We start from the raw sequence: 18,762 nt of genomic DNA, 5'->3' as shown, positions 1-18,762 counted from the left end.
GACACAATTGTCTGGTATTTTATATGCCACTAGTTACAGGGTAGAAGTAGCATTGCGAAACACAGACGGAAGTTATTTAGATTACAATGTTGCGTGTATAATTACCACACCGGCGTATCCAACGACACAAGTTAGATTGACACAATGTGATGATTATGCTGTAACAGGACCAACAGAATTAATTATGGCTGATGCTGTATCTGGTGCTACTACTTACAGATTTAGAGTATTTAATGCTGCAAGTGGTTATGACTTTGCTTTTGATAATGCATTAAACAGATTTACATTGAATAACTTCCCTGGCTTAGTTGCAGGAACAACTTATTCAGTACAGGTAGCTGTTAAAATGCCAAGTGAATCAAATTTTGGTCCATTCAGTAAAACTTGTACTATTATTGTACCTGGTGTTTCTAGAGTGATTCCAACTGAGGTTGCTGTATTGGAAGTTTCAACTATATCATTTGAGGCTTTAGCTTATCCAAACCCATTTGCTGAGAACTTTAAATTGGATGTTAAAACATCTAGTGATGAAAACTTGCAAGTTAGAGTTTACGATATGTTAGGTAAATTAGTAGAAGATAGAAGTGTATCGGCATCAGATGTTCAATCATTTGAAGTTGGTAATGCTTATCCATCTGGAGTTTACAATGTAATTGTTTCTCAAGGTGTAAATACTAAAACACTACGTGTTATTAAAAGATAGTTTTAGCTATTAAAAATCTATTTATTTTAAACCTCCTCAAGAAATTGAGGAGGTTTTTTTATGTAGAAAAGTGGTGTAGTGTAATTGCCCGGCTTTTGGACTTATGAAGGCTGGTATGATAAGAAGCTGTCTTTATATTGTAAATTTTATTCTAGTAGCCGTTTTATATATAGCAAAAAGAGTATAGCGATAGTGGTATCGTTATACTCTTTTTTTTGTGTATTGTTTCTTGTCGTTGTTAGTTTAATAAAAAAAACCATTCCGGTAGAGGAATGGTTTTAACTGTAATTATATTTTAGTTATGCTTTTTTAAGAGCACTTTTTATTTTGTAAAAGGCAAATATTACTCCTAAAACAAGTAGGATTATTAATTTTCCATTTATTGGAGCAGGAGCAGGGTCTGAACCTTCTAATCCTCCACCACCATTATTGTCATCATCGCCTGGATCTGCAAACATTACGAAGTCGGAAAACATGAAAACTGCTAACAGACTAAATTTTATTATATTCTTCATAAACTATTTATTTCAGTTGCAAATATAAAATCATTTTTTGAATTAGTAATCATAAAAATTCATAAATTCGACAAAATGCATAAGTTATTGCTCGAAATCGAAGTAGTTTTATAAATAATTAATCAAATTCTGACGTAAAAAATAGTTTTACAGAAGGGTATTTATTTTGCGTCATTTGAATTGTAAAATCGGAATCTGCTAGGAATACTAATTGATTGTATTTGTCGTGTGCTAGAAATTTTTGTTTTACTCTTCTAAATTCTTTAAATTCTTCATTTTTCACATCGTCTGGTTTTACCCAACATGCTTTGTGAACTGGAAAATTCTCGTAAGTACATTTTGCTCCATATTCATGTTCTAGTCTGTACTGTATTACTTCATATTGAAGCGCGCCAACGGTACCAATTATTTTTCTGTTGTTCATCTCTAGTGTAAAGAGTTGTGCAACTCCTTCATCCATCAATTGGTCTACACCTTTTTCAAGTTGTTTGGCTTTCATAGGATCGGCATTGTTGATGTATCTAAAGTGTTCTGGAGAGAAACTTGGTATTCCTTTAAAGTTCATTATTTCGCCTTCGGTTAAAGTATCTCCAATTTTAAAATTTCCAGTATCGTGAAGACCAACAATATCACCGGGATAGGAGATGTCTACAATTTCTTTTTTTTCTGCAAAGAATGCGTTTGGGCTTGAAAATTTCAAACTTTTATTTAGTCGCACGTGAAGATAGGGTTTGTTTCGTTCAAATGTGCCAGAAACAATTTTTATAAAGGCTAGTCGGTCTCTGTGCTTTGGATCCATGTTGGCATGAATTTTAAAAACAAATCCGGATAGTTTCTCTTCCTCAGGTTTCACCAACCTAGTGTCCGATTCTTTTGCTCTTGGTGTAGGCGCAATTTCAATAAAGCAATCTAATAATTCTCTTACGCCAAAGTTGTTTAAAGCGGAGCCAAAAAATACAGGTTGCAAATTACCATCAAGGTATTCTTGTCTGTCAAATTTAGGGTAAACCTCTTCTATAAGTTCTAGTTCCTCTCTAAGTTTGTTGGCTGGTTTTTCTTTAATAAGTTTTTCTAGCTCTGGACTATTGATGTCAGATATGGCAATGGTATCTTCAATATTTTTTCGGCTATCACCATTAAAAAGGTTGATGTTTTTCTCCCAGATGTTGTAAATGCCTTGAAAATCATAACCCATTCCAATAGGAAAGCTAAGCGGTGTAACATGAAGTCCCAATTTTTTTTCTACCTCGTCCATCAAGTCAAAGGCATCTTTACCTTCTCTATCCAGTTTATTGATGAAGACAATTATTGGAATTTTTCTCATTCTACATACAGCAACAAGTTTCTCTGTTTGTTCTTCAACTCCTTTTGCTACGTCAACTACCACAATAACGCTATCAACGGCAGTTAGTGTTCTAAAGGTGTCTTCGGCAAAATCCTTGTGTCCAGGAGTGTCAAGAATGTTTATTTTTTTGTCTTTATAGATAAAGGCTAATACAGAGGTTGCTACAGAAATTCCTCTTTGGCGTTCTATTTCCATAAAGTCACTGGTAGCACCTTTTTTTATCTTGTTATTTTTTACAGCTCCAGCTTCCTGAATTGCACCTCCAAAAAGTAGAAGTTTCTCTGTAAGAGTAGTTTTTCCGGCATCGGGATGTGATATAATACCGAAAGTTCTGCGACGTAATATTTCTTTTGAAAAGCTCATAATTGTAATAATGGATTGCAAAAATACTATTTATTAAATAAATAACTAATGCTTAATGACTTTTCAAAATCTTATCCTACAGAATCTGTTAATAAAATTTTGTTAATAGTAGTTGCTATACTTGTTTAATACACTCGATTTGTTACTTTTGTTGATTGTAATTATTCTTTTACCTGTTGCGTAATTAGATATAATTTTAACAGTACTTATTTAAAAAAAATAGATAATGAAGTTGAAACATTTGTTTTTGGGATTGTTTATAGGGTTGGCTTTTACTGCAAAAGCACAAAATAATTCGAAAGAAGTTTTATTTACTATTAATGATAAACCGTATTATACCGATGAGTTTATTAGAGTTTACAATAAAAATTTAGATTTAGTTAAAGATGAATCTCAGAAAGATTTGAATCAATATCTAGATTTGTTTGTTGGTTATAAATTGAAAGTTAACAAAGCCAATAAACTTGGTCTCCAAGACGGATTGCAATATCAAAACGAGCTTAAAAGCTACAGGATTCAACTTTCTAAAAACTACACTACAGATTCTAAAGTTACAAAAGAACTGGTTGATGAAGGTTATAAAAGACTATTAAAAGAGGTTAATGCATCTCATATTCTTATTTTGGTTGACGAGAATGCGACTCCGGCCGACACTTTGGCTGCTTATAAAAAAATTAGTAGCCTTAGAGAACGAGTAGTTAAAGGTGAGGATTTTGGAGCCTTAGCACTAGAATTTTCTCAAGATCCATCTGCTAAAGAGAACAAAGGTAATTTGGGTTATTTTACCAGTTTTAAAATGGTTTATGCCTTTGAGAGTGGTGCTTTTAATACGCCTCTTGGAAGTGTTTCTAAAATAGTTAGAACAAGATTTGGTTATCATATAATTAAGGTAAATGACATTAGAGACAACAGAGGAGAGATTACTGTAGCTCACATTATGATTATGAAACCTAAAGAAGCAGCAGATTCTTTGACTGCTAAAAGTACTATTGACGCCATTTACAAAAAGATTCAGCAAGGTGAAAAGTTTGAAGAACTTGCAAAACAATTCTCTGAGGATAAATCGTCTGCGTCTAAAGGTGGTGTTCTAAGTAGGTTTAGTTCGGGTCAATTAAGTTCAGATGAATTTGAAGATCAAGCTTTTTCATTGACCAAAGAGCATCCAATTTCGGCTCCATTTGAGTCACAATTTGGATGGCATATTGTAAAGTTGTTGGATAAATTTCCAATAAAATCGTATGATGATTCTAAAGTAGAGCTAGAGAATAAAATTAGCAAAGACGATCGTTCTCGATTGATAACAAATTCATTGACAGAAAAACTTAGAAAAAAATACCCAACCAAGCGAGATTCAAAACTGTATTCATCCTTAGTGAAATTGGTTACTAACGATTTCTATGAAGGAAAATGGACGCTTCCTGAGAATGCCAAGAGTTTTTCGGGTACTTTATTTACTGTTGGTACTAAGAAACTGACCGGGACAACCTTTTTAGATTATGTATATTCTCAACAAAAATCGAATATTACTGTAAAACCTGTAGATAAATTGGTCGATAAACTTTATGAAAACTTTGCAGACGATCAACGCAATCAATATAATAATGACAATCTCGAAAACGAGTTTCCAGATTTTGCCGCAGTAATGGAAGAATACCGTGATGGTTTATTGCTTTTTGACTTGATGGATAAAGAAATATGGCAGCGTTCTAAAACCGATACTATTGGATTGAAAGCCTATTATGAAACTCAAAAAGAAAAACACCTTTGGAAAACTAGAGTTAATACAGAAATATATTCCTCTACTGACTTAGAGACAATGAAAAGTGTCTTGGCAATGTTAAAGAAAAAACAAACACCCAAAGATATAAAAGAGAAATTCAACACTAAAGAAGTTCTTAAAGTAATGTCGTATGAAGGTGTTTATGAAGAAGGAGCAGATGCACTACCGAAAGGAACAAAACTAGAGTTAGGATTGTCTGAAATAACCAATAAAGGCGATTATTATTTTATAACTAAGATCAATAAAGTTATTCCTGCTGGCATAAAAACATTTGAAGAATGCAAAGGAAAAATAGTGAATGATTATCAACAGTATTTAGAGTTGAACTGGGTAAATGAACTTAGAAAAGAGTTTACAGTAAAGGTAAATCAAGACACTTTTGAAAAAGTAAAAAAACAAATTAAAAAATAACAATCGAGTAATGATGAATGTATTGAACAAAAAAAACGCATTAAGTATTTTCCTTTTTTTAATTGGTTTCTACGCAAGTTCACAAGAGATAATTAAAGATAAAGAGCAAGATAAAAAGCCAGTTCAACAGCAAAAAAAGCAACGAATTGACGGAATTATTGCTACCGTTGGTGACTATACTGTTTTGGATTCTGATATTGACAAGGCTTTTCTTGAAATTCAAAGTCAAGGAAACTCGGTTAAAGATATTACTAGATGTCAAATGCTGGGTAAATTGCTAGAAGATAAATTGTATGCCCACCAAGCCATTCAAGATTCTATTGTTGTAAAAGATGAAGAGGTAAAAGAGAAGATGAATCAGCAGCTTGATTATATGGTTGAGCAATTGAAATCTATGGATAATGTTGTTAAGTATTTCAAGAAGAACAACGAAGACGAATTTAAAACAGAATTGTTTGAGATTTTGAAGCAGCAAAAATTGGCGTCAGAAATGCAAAAGAAAATTGTAGATCCAATTCAAATTACGCCAGAGGAAACTAGAAATTTCTTTAAAAAAATTCCAGAGACAGATCGTCCTGTTATTGGTGCCGAGCTGGAAATGGCACAAATTGTAATTACACCAAAAGTGTCGGATGCCGAGAAGCAAGTAGTTATTGATAGACTTAAAGAAATCAAGAAACAAGTTCAAGCAGGAGCAAGCTTTACTACCAAAGCTGTTTTGTATACTGAAGATCCAGGGTCAAGATCTAGTGGTGGGTTTTATAAAATAAATAAAAAAACACCCTTTGTAAAAGAATTTAAGGACGTTGCTTTTTCACTTCAAGAAGGTGAAATTTCGGAACCTTTTGAAACAGAATTTGGATTTCATATCATCTATTTGGAAAAAGTGAAAGGTCAAGATTTGGAATTGCGTCATATTTTAATGGTACCTAAAGTAACTCCAGAGGCGCTAAAAGATGCTAAAGATAAAATTGAGCTTATTAAAAAACGTATTCTTGATAAAGAAATTTCATTTGCCGATGCCGCTAGAACTATGTCGGACGAAAAAGAAACACGTGCTAATGGCGGAACTTTGGTAAATCCGAAAACGCAAGATACACATTTTGAATTGACTAAAATGGATCCTGAGTTTTATGCTCAAGTTTCTAACATGAAAAGCGGTGATGTTTCTGCGGTGATTTTGGACGAAGATCAAAAAGGTGGTAAAAAATATAAAATTATCATGGTTACTAATAAAATTGAAGATCACGTTGCCGATTTTAGTAAAGATTTTATAAAAATAAAAGAATTGGCACTTAAAGAAAAACAGATCAACGCAATTGCAAAATGGTCGGAAGATAAAATTAAAGAAACTTACATTAAGATTAACGGTGAGTACAAGGATTGTGTATTTACTAACAATTGGTTAAAAAAATAGATTTGAGGATCCAGAATTTAGAATCCAATTTTATCATTTAAATATCTAAAATTTAATATGTCAGACGTTACAGCTATACAAAATCTGGTTCAAAAAAGGCTTGAACTTAAGAAAGAAATTTCCAAAATAATCATTGGTCAAGACGCTGTTGTTGATCAGATATTACTTAGTATTTTTTCTGGCGGACACGCACTTCTTGTTGGTGTTCCTGGATTGGCTAAGACGTTAATGGTAAATACTATTTCGCAAGCATTGGGTTTGAATTTTAAGCGTATTCAGTTCACACCCGATTTGATGCCTTCGGATATCCTAGGAAGTGAAATTCTTGATGAAAACCGTCAATTTAAATTCATTAAAGGACCCATATTTTCTAATATTATTCTAGCCGATGAGATTAACAGAACGCCACCAAAAACGCAAGCTGCCTTATTAGAAGCTATGCAAGAGCGTTCGGTAACTATTGCAGGGCATAACTATAAATTGGATTTACCTTATTTTGTATTGGCAACTCAAAATCCAATTGAGCAAGAAGGAACGTATCCTTTGCCAGAAGCGCAATTGGACCGTTTTATGTTTGCCATAAAACTAGATTATCCATCGTTTGCCGAAGAAGTAGAAGTAGTAAAAAGCACCACATCTGATGCTAAACCAACTATAAATCCGTTATTTTCGGCACAAGAAATTATTGATTTTCAACACTTGATTCGCAGAATTCCTGTAGCCGATAATGTTATAGAATATGCAGTGACTTTGGTTAGTAAGACGCGACCTAACAATCCGTTGTCTAACGATTACATTAAAAATTATTTAGATTGGGGTGCAGGTCCAAGAGCTTCACAAAACTTGATTTTGGCTGCCAAAGCTAATGCCGCTTTTAACGGAAAATTCTCTCCGGATATTGAAGATGTTAAAGCCGTTGCTACCGGAATATTAAGACACAGAATCATCAAAAATTATAAAGCCGACGCCGAAGGAATAACAGAAGAAATGATTATTGATACATTGTTGTAAGATGTTTTTTTTAACAGGTATGAATGATTCAGCAATTTTAGTGTTGCTAGTTGTTTACTTGTTTTTCAACACATTTCTGTATTTTATAGTTATCGGAATTTTATATTTATTACAATTAAAATCTTTTTATGCTACTTGGTATAAAAAGATTTTGTTGTTTATAATGGTTGGTGTGTTGGCTTATTTCGTACTTTATTTTAACTTTCAACTTACTCATAAAGGATTGTTGGAGTAGCGGTTTGCAGGTTTTCAATATCAAATATTGATTTGTTAACACTCGAAGTGACAGTAGGTAATTGATGTTTTTTTTAATTAAGACTTAGATTGTGTAAGAGCATTGTCTTATCTAAGTTCTCGATACATTTCCTAAAAAGCTAAGCGCATTTTATGAAACACTCGAAGTGACGGTAGGTAATTGAAGACCTTTTTTTTATGTTTGGAAGTATATTAGTTGCTTGATAAAATTGATACAAAATTGGTTTATACCATATTATTTTACGAGCAATGGATTAATGATGAAAAGTATAGTGCAATAAAATAATTAGTTTGAAGTTTATTAATATCATTTATTAGCTATTTTTATAAACTGCAAAAATCTTAAAAAAAATGAAATTATGAAATTACTCAAGCTTTTTCTTTTGCTTTTTCCTTTAATTTCAATGTGTCAAAAAAGGTTTGACATTATCGGGCAGAAATTAAAACAAAACAATAAATATGAATATGTTTATGGTTTTGAAAATAATTATGCAGTTTTTAGAACTTTCGATAAAAAAATGGGTGTGATAGATAGTATTGGAAATGTTATTATTAAACCTATTTTTTCTTTCATTCATAACAATAAAAAACTCAAAAATCTATTTGAAGTTGGAAATAGTGTAAACACAAAATTCAAAAGAGGTTTCATCGATTTAAGAGGAAATATTAAAATTCCAATTGTATATGATGATGTCTTTTATTTTGAAGAAGGATTAATAAGAGTTTCAAAAGATAATAAGTCTGGAGTTTTAGATACTCTTAATAATATAATTTTACCAAATAAATTTGACAATATCTCATTTGACAATAATTTAATTATTGCAGAAATAAATGAAAGAAATTATCTTTATGATGTTAAAGGAAAACTTATTAGTGATTTAAATTTTTCAGAAATTTCAAATTTCACTAATAACATGGCAATAGCAATGTTTTTAAATAATTCAAATTTTATAATTGATAATCAAGGAAATATTGTTTTAAAATCAATTAAAAATTATAGTTTCGAAAAAATTTTAAATGGCGGTTTGTTTTTGGTTAAAGACAAACTAAATTCCAAAAAAGGAATACTAAATTCTAAAGGACAATTTATTATTAAATGTAAATATGATGCAATAGAACAAGTAAAATCTTTCTTTATTGCTAAAAGTAATGGTAAAAAAGGTTTTATTTCTATGGATGATTCAATAGTAAAACCATTTGTTTACGACGATATTTATTTTAGTTATTTTGATGATGTTGTTTCTTTAGACGGTAATAATCTTGGGAATAATTACATTGTAAAAAAAGATAATTTATTTGGTGTAATTAATCCGAATTTGGAATATGAAATTATTCCAATACGTTATAAAAATATCCGAACTTTGTTTAATTCTTATTATCTTGTTCAAAATAGCGAAAATAAAAACGGTTTGTTTTTTAAAAATGGAGAAAAGCTTTTAAAAGAAGATTATAAATTTTATAATGTTTTTGAGAATTCAATTTTTGCTTCAAATAACAATAATCAATTTATTATTACTCTAGAAAATTTAAAATATCACGAAGAAGCTGTTTTATCAGAAGAATTCATGGACTATCTAAATGTTCAAGAGTACCCAAAAAGCTCAAATCAAATAATTAAACATCAGGGAAAATTTGGAGTTATTAATTATAAGAATAAAATTATAATTCCTTGTGAGTATGAAATAATAGAAAATATTTATCTTTCAGATGCGTTCATTGTTTTTAAAAACCACAAATATGGCATAGTAAATACAGACAATAGAATCATAATAGAACTTGAATATGATAAATTTGAAATTATTAAAGAAGTAATAGAATTTTCAAAAAACAATACTATAATAAAAAAATATCATCTAATTAATTAAAATTAATTACCAAACTAAAAGCATTTTTTAAGGTGAGGTTCAATACTTAATCTAGAGTTTTTTTTTATTTTAAATTTCACTTCGTTATCAAATAGTTACTATCAAATTAACCTAATCATGAAATATTTTGTAGTCTTAATTTTAATTACTTCACGATTGTTTTCTCAGGAAATATTAATGCCAGTTGAAAGAAAAATGGAACTTTCAAATGCTAATGATTCTAATTATGATAATTATGTATTTAAAGATAGGAACAATGTTTTTGAAAAATTTTTAGGCAAATGGTTTTTCAAAGATTCTAAATATGCAATTAATTTGGAAATTTATAAGCAATTTGACGTTGAAAATAAGCAAGACGGTATTTATATAAATCTTAGATTAATTAAAGATAATGATACCTTAATAAATACTTTACCCTTTACTAAAGCTAATTATATTGCTGGTGGTTTTTTTGAAAATAAAAAGAATTTGAACACAACTTCTGTTTTTTTGTCTGAGATTAGTTCTGTTTGGAGATGTGGTGCTGTTAGTAAGGTTTATCTTTCACGCATCAATGATAATTTAATTTGGGAAATCGATGATAAACAATTGTTTTTCAATGCCACTGCTTCATTGTTTCCGAGTACTATTAAATTTACAAGATAATTTAATAACACGCTATTAAAGATTACAGAAATGTTTTGAATTTGTTTTTTTTTTTTAAAACTGTCGATTAGGAATTGGAATTGTTTTTTATAAAGCTATGTTTATAATTACATGCAACCACTACTAATAAAGTTTTTATAGGAAACAATATAAGAAAAAAAACCCAACCAAAACTGTTGCAGAACTCTATCCACAAATTATTGAATGGGCAAAACTTCAGAGATAGTACTACTTCAAAACACTAGTTTCATTTATTAATCTGATGGGTTTGTTGTAAAGGAGTTTCATAAACATAACCTCTACAAACGAAGTATATTTTTTATTGCCACATTCGTACCACCAATAGGAAGCGTATTTTATATTGTTTTTCTCCATTACATTGTACCAAATTTTTTGGTTTTCAATACTAACTTCTTTTGTTTGAATAATTTTATAGCCGTTTCCTGTCCAGCAAATTAGTGGTTTGTGTGACGGAGTTTTAATGTAGATGAGTTTATTGGGCGTTTCAATTTTAAAAACTTCCGGACCAATCCATTTGCCTGTTTCAATTTTGTATTTTGGGTTTAAACCTTGTAGAATGTCATCGTTTTTCTCTTTTTTCATTTCTAAACTTGTGACAAAAATAACTGCAATCATTAGTACACTTACTAGCGTGTTCGATTTGGTATTGGTGACAATTATTTCTTCTTTCTTAGGTTGAAAATAACGAATAATCCAAAGCATTGGTAAAACTTGATAGACTATAAAACATAACATTCCCACAGTGTGGTGCAACACATTTTCTTGCGTGCATTGCAGTAAAATAAGGGTTACAATTCTAAAATAATTGGAAATTATATTGAGAATAATAATCAGGTTACAGAAAACTACAATTTGAACAACGCTAAAGTATTTTTTGTTTTTTCGTTCTTCCAATGACAATAAAATGGCACCTGTTAACAATCCGGTTTTAAACATTGACAATCCCATACAGGCTGTGTCGATGGTTATTTTTGCTCCGTTTAGATAAAAATTTACGCCTTCAATTCTATCAATTGTCATGAAGTTTTTTAAAGTTAGATAAACACCGTAGCACAAAGTTTGCTTGATTTCGGTAGTTAAATGTTCGAAAAACTTATTGAAAATGGACGAAAAGAGTAAAATACAAATGAACGCTACATATGAAAACTTTTTTGTGAAATTATAATAAATAAGACAAGCCAAAAGCAGTAAAGCCAAAAAATGCAGCGATTTGGTGTGCAGTCGGTAACTCACAAACTCAAAAATAAGCAGTAGTGTTACAACAAAATAATTGACTTTAAAATTTGTTTTTCGGCTGCCAACAACAAATAGTAGTATAGAAAAAACTATCCCAATACAATCGTTTTCAATTCCGAAATTAACGGTATTGTAGTTCATTGCCAATAATAAAATTAGCGTAACAACTAGAAGCAACGTTTTGTTTTGGGATAGCAATTTCATTTATGCAACTTGGTTTTTAGTTTTTTTATAATACCATCCTAGTGCTATTAAAGCCGTAATAATCATCATCCATTCGTAAGGTTCTGGAACTGCACCATCATTATTTATTGACGCATTTCCTAGTGTGTTTATATTTTTTTCAATGCCATTTTTTTCATAATCGGCATCGGTTTCTAAAACTATTAGCGACGAAATTGGTGTTACAATATTGGCATCTTTTGCTAAATCTACGTAGTGGTTGTTGGCTAAACTGTCGGCTTGGATTTTTACTTGCTCGTCTAGAACTTTTCCAAAAGCATACATTCTATAAATATGATTGGATCCGTTGCTGATTGATTGTCCTGTTTTTGGATTTTCTTCAATTGCAATGTTTGCAGGTTCAATATTGACTAAGTTTTCGGCTGTCTTTAGTGTTGTGAATTGATTGTCATGAATCAGTTTAACAGCATTTTTCAAATCCGATTTTAGGTATTCAACATATTTTTGCTCTTTGATGGTTTGCCAAAACGGATTGAGTTCTTCTGATATGTTGATGACTTTTAGATTTCTTTGTTTGGTTCCTAATTTTATTTTTTTCAAATAATTGGAAGTTTCTAATTCTTCAAAATTGGCAGAGAACGTTCCGCATTTTGTGACAACCAAACTATTTTCGGCAAGTTTATAAAGTGGCGGTAAGGAATACTGTAAGTTTTCAAATTGTGATACAATTTCTTCAGCATTGGCGTTAGTAATTTGTTGTTTTTCATTGTTTAGATACACAAAGTATTTTTTATTGTTCAAATTTAAAAGTGTTTTTATTTCGTCAATTGTCCAAGAATTGTTCAAATCTAAAATTATCTCAACAGGCGTAAACGGACTGTCTTGTTTTTCAATTTCTTTAATTTGATAGGTTTTGTCTTTCCATACAAATGCGTTGGAGAACGCATCGTTATTTGTTTTTACAACTGCTTGCCAATCTTCTAAACCTCTAGATTCATTGATGTAGAAGTTGTTTACTAATTTGAAATCTTTATCGGCTTCAAATTTGGCATTACCAACCAGTTGAATTCTCGAAATCGTTTCGGCTCCAGAAATATTTGGCCCTTTTATGTTAAGGCTTCTGTAAATCATTTTGTTTTTTTCTACTTTCAGTGGTGTTGTGAAGCCACATTTGAAGGTTCTTGGCAGGTCTTTGCTAACTGGAAAAATACGAACTATCACTTTATTTCCTTCTTTCCATTGCATCAGTGAAGGATCACGATTTTCTACTCTAACAATTTGTTTGTAAGCCGCTTGGGCTTTTTCTTTGGTTGTTAAAATGCCTTTTCGTTCGGTGCCATTTACCCAAAGTGATAACGAAGTCGCCACCGAACCTTCTGGTAATTGAAACGAGTAAATGGCTTCTTTTTGTCCCCACGAATCTTTGTCGCAGGCAATGTCCATTGTTATTTCGGAGTAAGCAAGTCGGTTGTTGGCGAAGATTTTGACGTCTTCTTTTATGTTTTTGGTTATTAAATCTTCTCCACTCCACAATTGCTCTTCGGTTTCAAGACGTTTGTCAAAATTCGATTTTAGAATGTTAATTCGGTCGTCGGCACTTAAATTTAATTCCTTGCAAAAGAAGTAGGCAATGTTCACAAACGGATTGTGTATTTTTCGTTCGTTGTATTGTTTTCCTCCAAAATTATCGAATCCTCTAAATTCAAAAAAGTTATCGGTACTTTGATAAACAATTCCTTTTTTAAGCAAGATTTCATTGCAAAAATTGGGTTTTAAATTTTGTGATATTGTAATGTAAGTAGGTAAATCTTCGTTGGTTTTCTCGAATGATTTAGTGATTGAATTTTGAGACATTTTGATGCTTTCGCGATTCAATTGGATGATAAAAATTATCAAACTAAGTACTACAATTGCAAAACCGGAACCAAAATAAAAGCTGTTGGTTTTATTTTCGGGTAGTACTTTCACTAACAAAAAGGAATGACTTGCAAAGACGATCATGGGTACTAGACCATAAAATCCTAAACCTAAAGCGAGGATTCCGATGGTTGAAATGGGTACAAACGGAATTAGATAAATGGTGTAATAGATTATTAATAAAAAGGAAAAGCCGTTAGTGAAATAGGCTAGTGGTGTTGTAATTTTATTTTTGTAATTGCTGTATATAAAGAAATTTGAGATGCAAAATAGGAATGTAACAACATAAACCCAAACAGGAAGGTTTTCAAAGATATTGATAAAAATGTTGGTGCAGAAACATCCAATAAACCAGTTTAGAAACAGAAACGGAATTAAATGATGGTATTTTTCTTTATTTTTTAATATTTTAAATGAAAGCGTTACACCGTATATAAATTCGAAAATTAGACTAAAAAAGCACAAAGATTCTATGGCTTCATATTTGAATTCTATTCCTAAAAGCGAAATTGTAAGAAGCATTGTGCTAACAATTGTCACAACCAAACTGATGATTACACCGGTTTTACCAAGATAATTTTTTAATGTTTGACTACTTGTTTCCATTTTTAAATAATTAAATTAAAAGTACTTTGAAGCACAAAGTTAAATAAATTGTTTAGAAATAAAATTTATTTTGATATTTTTTTTGGGAATTATTTTTTAAGAGTGTTTTTTTTGGGTGAATTTGAAACTCTTTGCAAAGTAATAAAATAAGTTTTGCTGGCTTAAAACGACTATTCGTATGGTGTTTTTGTCCTGGTATGGTATAATTTAGAAACATTCTTAATTCTTAATTCTGATTTTTATAAACTTTGAATTCCGAATTTGATAAAAAAACTACCTTAAATTGTCAATTGTGTAAAATTTTAAATCTTTTCTTAAAATTATTTAAAAATAAGTACTAAAAATCACTTTTTGACATTAATAATCTTTTGAAAATTGACTTTTGTTGAAAATAGTTTAAATATGAATAGAATTCCTTAAATTTGCTCAGCAAACAAATAAACCTATTTTTATTATGGCTTTTGATATTGAAATGATTAAAAAAGTTTATGGAACTATGGCTGAACGTGTGGATAAAGCGCGTGAATTAGTTGGTCGTCCATTAACACTTTCAGAAAAGATTTTATACTCCCATTTATGGGAAGGAACGCCTTCTCAATCGTTCTCTCGCGGAAAAGATTATGTAGATTTTGCTCCAGATAGAGTTGCTTGTCAAGATGCAACAGCTCAAATGGCATTATTACAGTTTATGCATGCTGGCAAGAAAACAGTTGCTGTTCCTACAACGGTTCACTGTGATCACTTAATTCAGGCTAAAGTTGGCGCAACTACCGATTTGGCTGTCGCAAATTCTCAGTCTAAAGAGGTTTTTGACTTTCTTTCGTCTGTTTCTAATAAATACGGAATTGGTTTCTGGAAGCCAGGTTCTGGAATTATCCACCAAATCGTTTTAGAAAATTATGCATTTCCAGGTGGAATGATGATTGGAACCGATTCGCATACTGTAAATGCTGGTGGTTTGGGTATGTTAGCCATTGGTGTTGGTGGTGCCGATGCGGTAGATGTAATGTCGGGAATGTCTTGGGAATTGAAATTTCCAAAACTTATTGGTGTAAAATTGACAGGAAAACTTAACGGTTGGTCTTCTCCAAAAGATGTTATCTTGAGAGTTGCAGATATTCTTACTGTTAAAGGAGGAACTGGTGCAATTGTTGAATATTTTGGTGAAGGAGCGGTGAATATGTCTTGTACTGGTAAAGGTACCATTTGTAATATGGGTGCCGAAATTGGCGCAACCACTTCAACGTTTGGATATGATGATTCTATGAGAAGGTATTTGGCTGCAACTGGTCGTCAAGACGTTGTTGATGCTGCTGATACAGTTGCAAAATATTTGACTGGTGATGATGAGGTTTATGCTAATCCTGAGCAGTATTTTGATCAATTAATCGAAATCAATTTATCAGAATTAGAACCTTACATCAACGGACCATTTACTCCAGATAGAGGAACGCCAGTTTCTAAAATGAAAGAAGAAGCTGCTAAAAACGGTTGGCCTTTAAAAGTAGAATGGGGTTTAATTGGTTCTTGTACCAACTCATCTTATGAAGATATGGCTCGTGCTGCGTCTATTGTTGAGCAAGCTGTTGCCCTTGGAATTTCTCCAAAGGCAGAGTTTGGAATCAATCCAGGTTCAGAACAAATTAGATATACTATAGAAAGAGACGGAATTATCGCTACGTTTGAAAAAATGGGAACTAAAGTTTTCACCAATGCTTGTGGTCCATGTATTGGACAATGGGATAGAGCTGGAGCAGATAAAGAAGAAAAAAATACAATTGTTCACTCGTTTAACAGGAATTTTTCTAAACGTGCTGACGGAAATCCAAATACACATGCTTTTGTAACGTCGCCAGAAATGGTTGCTGCTTTAGCAATTTCAGGTGATTTATCATTCAATCCAATTACAGATACTTTATTGAATGACAATGGTGAAGCAGTAAAATTAAATCCTCCACATGGTGATGAGCTTCCAACGAGAGGTTTTGATGTAGAAGATGCCGGTTTTCAAGCACCTGCAGAAGATGGAAGTGGTGTTCAAATTTTGGTAAGTGAAACATCTGAGCGTTTGCAACTTTTAGCACCATTTGATGCTTGGGATGGCAAAAATTATACAGGTGTAAAATTATTGATTAAAGCGTTTGGAAAATGTACTACCGACCATATTTCTATGGCTGGACCATGGTTGCGTTTCCGCGGACATTTGGATAATATTTCTAACAATATGTTGATTGGAGCTGTAAATGCTTACAACCAAGAAGCCAATAAAGTTAAAAATCAATTAACAGGTCAATACGGAACTGTTCCTGCTGTGGCAAGAGCTTACAAAGCGGCTGGAGTTCCAAGTATTGTTGTTGGAGATCAAAATTATGGTGAAGGTTCATCGAGAGAGCATGCCGCTATGGAACCAAGATTCCTTGGAGTAAAAGCTGTTTTGGTAAAATCATTTGCTCGTATTCACGAAACGAATTTGAAAAAACAAGGAATGTTGGCATTAACTTTTGCTAATGAAGCCGATTATGATAAAATTAAAGAAGACGATACAATCAACTTCTTAGATTTAATTGATTTTGCACCAAGTAAAGCATTAGCGTTAGAATTTGTTCATGCCGATGGTACAAAAGATGTAATTCTTGCAAATCATACTTACAACGACAGCCAAATAGGATGGTTTAAAGCTGGATCAGCATTGAACTTAATTGCAGCTGGATTGGCATAATAATAAAAAAAAATTGTACTAAAAAACGCTCCATTATTATAAGTGGAGCGTTTTTTTATTTTAAAAATGGGTTTTAATTGTCATTTTCTGCAATAGAAGCCGTGATTGTAGTATTTGGTTTGACATATATTTCTGTCAATCCGTTTGTCCATTCTATTTTTTCATAATGAAATTCAACTGCGGTTAGTGTTCCTTTTTTATTTATAAAATAGGTTCCTTTTACGGTTGCGCCATTGGCAGTAATTGAAATTTTGTTTCCGCTTTTCGGATTTTTTTCTTTGTAGTAGTAATAGACATTTATAGCAATTTCATCTTTAATTTTAGGTTTAGAATTGAACGTGCTTACTACAACCGTTTCGTCTTTACTTTTTGTAATGTACTCTATTCCATTTTTTCCGTAACTGTAATTCGTTGTTTTTTTGGTAGTTTGAGCCAACGAATAGAAACTAGTCAGTAGCATCAGTAGTACTATTTTTCTCATAGTTGTAGGTTAAGTTTTATAGATTGATTTGGGGAAAACATCTATTATTTAAAAACAGGAACAATACATTATCTTTTATGATATAATGTTAAGAATAAATCGGTTAAAATAAAAATAAATCCGATTAAATACATCTTTTTAATTTAAAATGATTGGTAATTCTTACTTTTTTAATTGTTCTTTTTAAAATTTTTAACCAAAAAAAAATGCTCCAATTTAATTGAGCATTCTTACGTATAGTTTGGGCTTAAATTATTTAGCCAATATTTTTTTTATACAATTCTGTTAGTCCAGAGTGCCATTCTATTTTTTCATAATAGAATTCTACAACTATTAATTTGCCGTTTTTTCTCACAATACATTTACCGGTTACTTTGGCTTTGTCTCCATTTATTATAACGGTATCGCCAGATTCTATTGAAGCACCTTTATTATTTTTATAATAGTTGTAAATTTTTTCTGCAATTTCATCTTTAATGGCTAGTTTAGAGTTGAACGTACTTATAATAATGGTTTCTTTTTTGGTTGTAACAATAAGTTCCATACCGTTATGTCCATATTTGTAAGTTGTAGTAGTAAGTAAACCTTTGTTGTTTTCGGTTTCTTGTGCTACAATTAATTGGCTAATTACCAATAGCATTGCAATAAACATTTTTCTCATTTAGTAAATTTGGGGTTGCTATTAAAATGCTAAAATATAAAAGTTTTTTAATGAATTAACTTATTTCTAGATATATTATTAAAAAATATCTATTTATTGTTCTTTTATCGAATTTGTTCAATTGTAAAAAAGCAATCCTCAGATGTTCCCAATATGCTAACACTTGCTAAATCGCTAACTAAACTGAAGCTTATGGTATCGTTGGCGTTTAAACTTATTAAAGTATTTATTGCTCTAATTGGTGGCGTAATGTTAACACCCAAAACACCAATATTTGCAAAACTATTGCGTGCGAATACGGTTCCGTTTTTTAGAGCAGCAATGCCAAAATTGGTAGCTATTGCAATTGAACTGTTCGCTTTTATTTGTGTAGTTATTCTATAAATACCTTCTTGTTTGGCAGTAAATGTATTTGTGCTACTATTAAATTCAGCGTTGGTATCAAAGTCGGTGCTATTAAAAGGTATTTTTACGGTGCCCGATGCAAAGGTCAAATTCACTAAAGCACTACTAGAAAAAAGTCCTTTTATGGACATGCCCCAAAAAGTTAGACACTATTTGGGGCATTTTTTATGGAAAGAAAAGTTAAATATGATTATGCATTTAAAGAAGATTGCATAAAATTAGT

At 31.4% G+C, this 18,762-nt stretch carries 14 protein-coding genes; 7 read left to right on the top strand and 7 right to left on the bottom strand.

From position 1 onward, the window contains the following. On the top strand, positions 1–703 hold a 703-nt coding region (locus ACH2CG_RS01085; protein ID WP_395061334.1), incomplete at its 5' end, for a T9SS type A sorting domain-containing protein. 299 nt (positions 704–1,002) lie between these two features. Here the strand turns inward: ACH2CG_RS01085 and ACH2CG_RS01080 are convergent. Beyond that, positions 1,003–1,218, bottom strand: a complete 216-nt coding sequence (locus ACH2CG_RS01080) for a hypothetical protein (protein ID WP_395061332.1) — start codon at positions 1,216–1,218, stop codon at positions 1,003–1,005. Between the two features lie 118 nt (positions 1,219–1,336). Next, positions 1,337–2,926, bottom strand: coding sequence for a peptide chain release factor 3 (locus tag ACH2CG_RS01075; protein ID WP_395061330.1), 1,590 nt, complete (start codon positions 2,924–2,926; stop codon positions 1,337–1,339). 226 nt (positions 2,927–3,152) lie between these two features. Here ACH2CG_RS01075 and ACH2CG_RS01070 point away from each other — a divergent pair, with 226 nt between their 5' ends. The 5 genes from ACH2CG_RS01070 to ACH2CG_RS01050 all read left to right on the top strand — a co-directional run bounded on the left by ACH2CG_RS01070 (position 3,153) and on the right by ACH2CG_RS01050 (position 10,310). Continuing rightward, positions 3,153–5,117, top strand: coding sequence for a peptidylprolyl isomerase (locus ACH2CG_RS01070; protein WP_395061328.1), 1,965 nt, complete (start codon positions 3,153–3,155; stop codon positions 5,115–5,117). Positions 5,118–5,130: 13 nt separating this feature from the next. Then, positions 5,131–6,534 carry a peptidylprolyl isomerase gene (locus ACH2CG_RS01065; protein WP_395061335.1) on the top strand — a complete coding sequence of 468 codons (1,404 nt, stop codon included), beginning with the start codon at positions 5,131–5,133 and terminating at the stop codon, positions 6,532–6,534. 57 nt (positions 6,535–6,591) lie between these two features. Then, positions 6,592–7,545, top strand: coding sequence for an AAA family ATPase (locus tag ACH2CG_RS01060; RefSeq protein WP_395061326.1), 954 nt, complete (start codon positions 6,592–6,594; stop codon positions 7,543–7,545). 614 nt (positions 7,546–8,159) lie between these two features. After that, positions 8,160–9,665, top strand: a complete 1,506-nt coding sequence (locus ACH2CG_RS01055) for a WG repeat-containing protein (protein ID WP_395061324.1) — start codon at positions 8,160–8,162, stop codon at positions 9,663–9,665. Between the two features lie 117 nt (positions 9,666–9,782). Beyond that, a complete protein-coding gene (locus ACH2CG_RS01050; protein WP_395061322.1) occupies positions 9,783–10,310 on the top strand; it encodes a hypothetical protein in 528 nt (175 codons plus the stop codon). 228 nt (positions 10,311–10,538) lie between these two features. On the opposite strand, the gene xrtN is transcribed toward ACH2CG_RS01050, so the two are convergent. Continuing rightward, entirely contained in the window at positions 10,539–11,771 is a 1,233-nt protein-coding gene (gene xrtN, locus ACH2CG_RS01045; protein ID WP_395061320.1) for an exosortase N, read from the bottom strand. Beyond that, a complete protein-coding gene (locus ACH2CG_RS01040) occupies positions 11,772–14,273 on the bottom strand; it encodes an XrtN system VIT domain-containing protein (RefSeq protein ID WP_395061318.1) in 2,502 nt (833 codons plus the stop codon). Between the two features lie 454 nt (positions 14,274–14,727). Between ACH2CG_RS01040 and ACH2CG_RS01035 the strand changes: the two genes are divergently transcribed. Continuing rightward, positions 14,728–16,992 carry an aconitate hydratase gene (locus tag ACH2CG_RS01035; protein WP_395061317.1) on the top strand — a complete coding sequence of 755 codons (2,265 nt, stop codon included), beginning with the start codon at positions 14,728–14,730 and terminating at the stop codon, positions 16,990–16,992. Between the two features lie 73 nt (positions 16,993–17,065). On the opposite strand, the gene ACH2CG_RS01030 is transcribed toward ACH2CG_RS01035, so the two are convergent. From ACH2CG_RS01030 to ACH2CG_RS01020, 3 genes are all read right to left on the bottom strand, one after another. Then, positions 17,066–17,473, bottom strand: coding sequence for a hypothetical protein (locus ACH2CG_RS01030; protein WP_395061315.1), 408 nt, complete (start codon positions 17,471–17,473; stop codon positions 17,066–17,068). 256 nt (positions 17,474–17,729) lie between these two features. Beyond that, positions 17,730–18,134 carry a hypothetical protein gene (locus ACH2CG_RS01025; RefSeq protein WP_395061313.1) on the bottom strand — a complete coding sequence of 135 codons (405 nt, stop codon included), beginning with the start codon at positions 18,132–18,134 and terminating at the stop codon, positions 17,730–17,732. 104 nt (positions 18,135–18,238) lie between these two features. Continuing rightward, positions 18,239–18,670: a hypothetical protein gene (locus ACH2CG_RS01020; RefSeq protein WP_395061311.1), complete on the bottom strand. Its 432-nt coding sequence runs from the start codon at positions 18,668–18,670 to the stop codon at positions 18,239–18,241. Between the last annotated feature and the right edge of the window lie 92 nt (positions 18,671–18,762).

The sequence above is a fragment of the Flavobacterium sp. genome, from assembly GCF_043778725.1.
Taxonomy (GTDB): Bacteria; Bacteroidota; Bacteroidia; order Flavobacteriales; family Flavobacteriaceae; genus Flavobacterium.
Note: the sequence above shows the minus strand (reverse complement) of the source record. Positions and strands in the feature narration are given on the sequence as shown.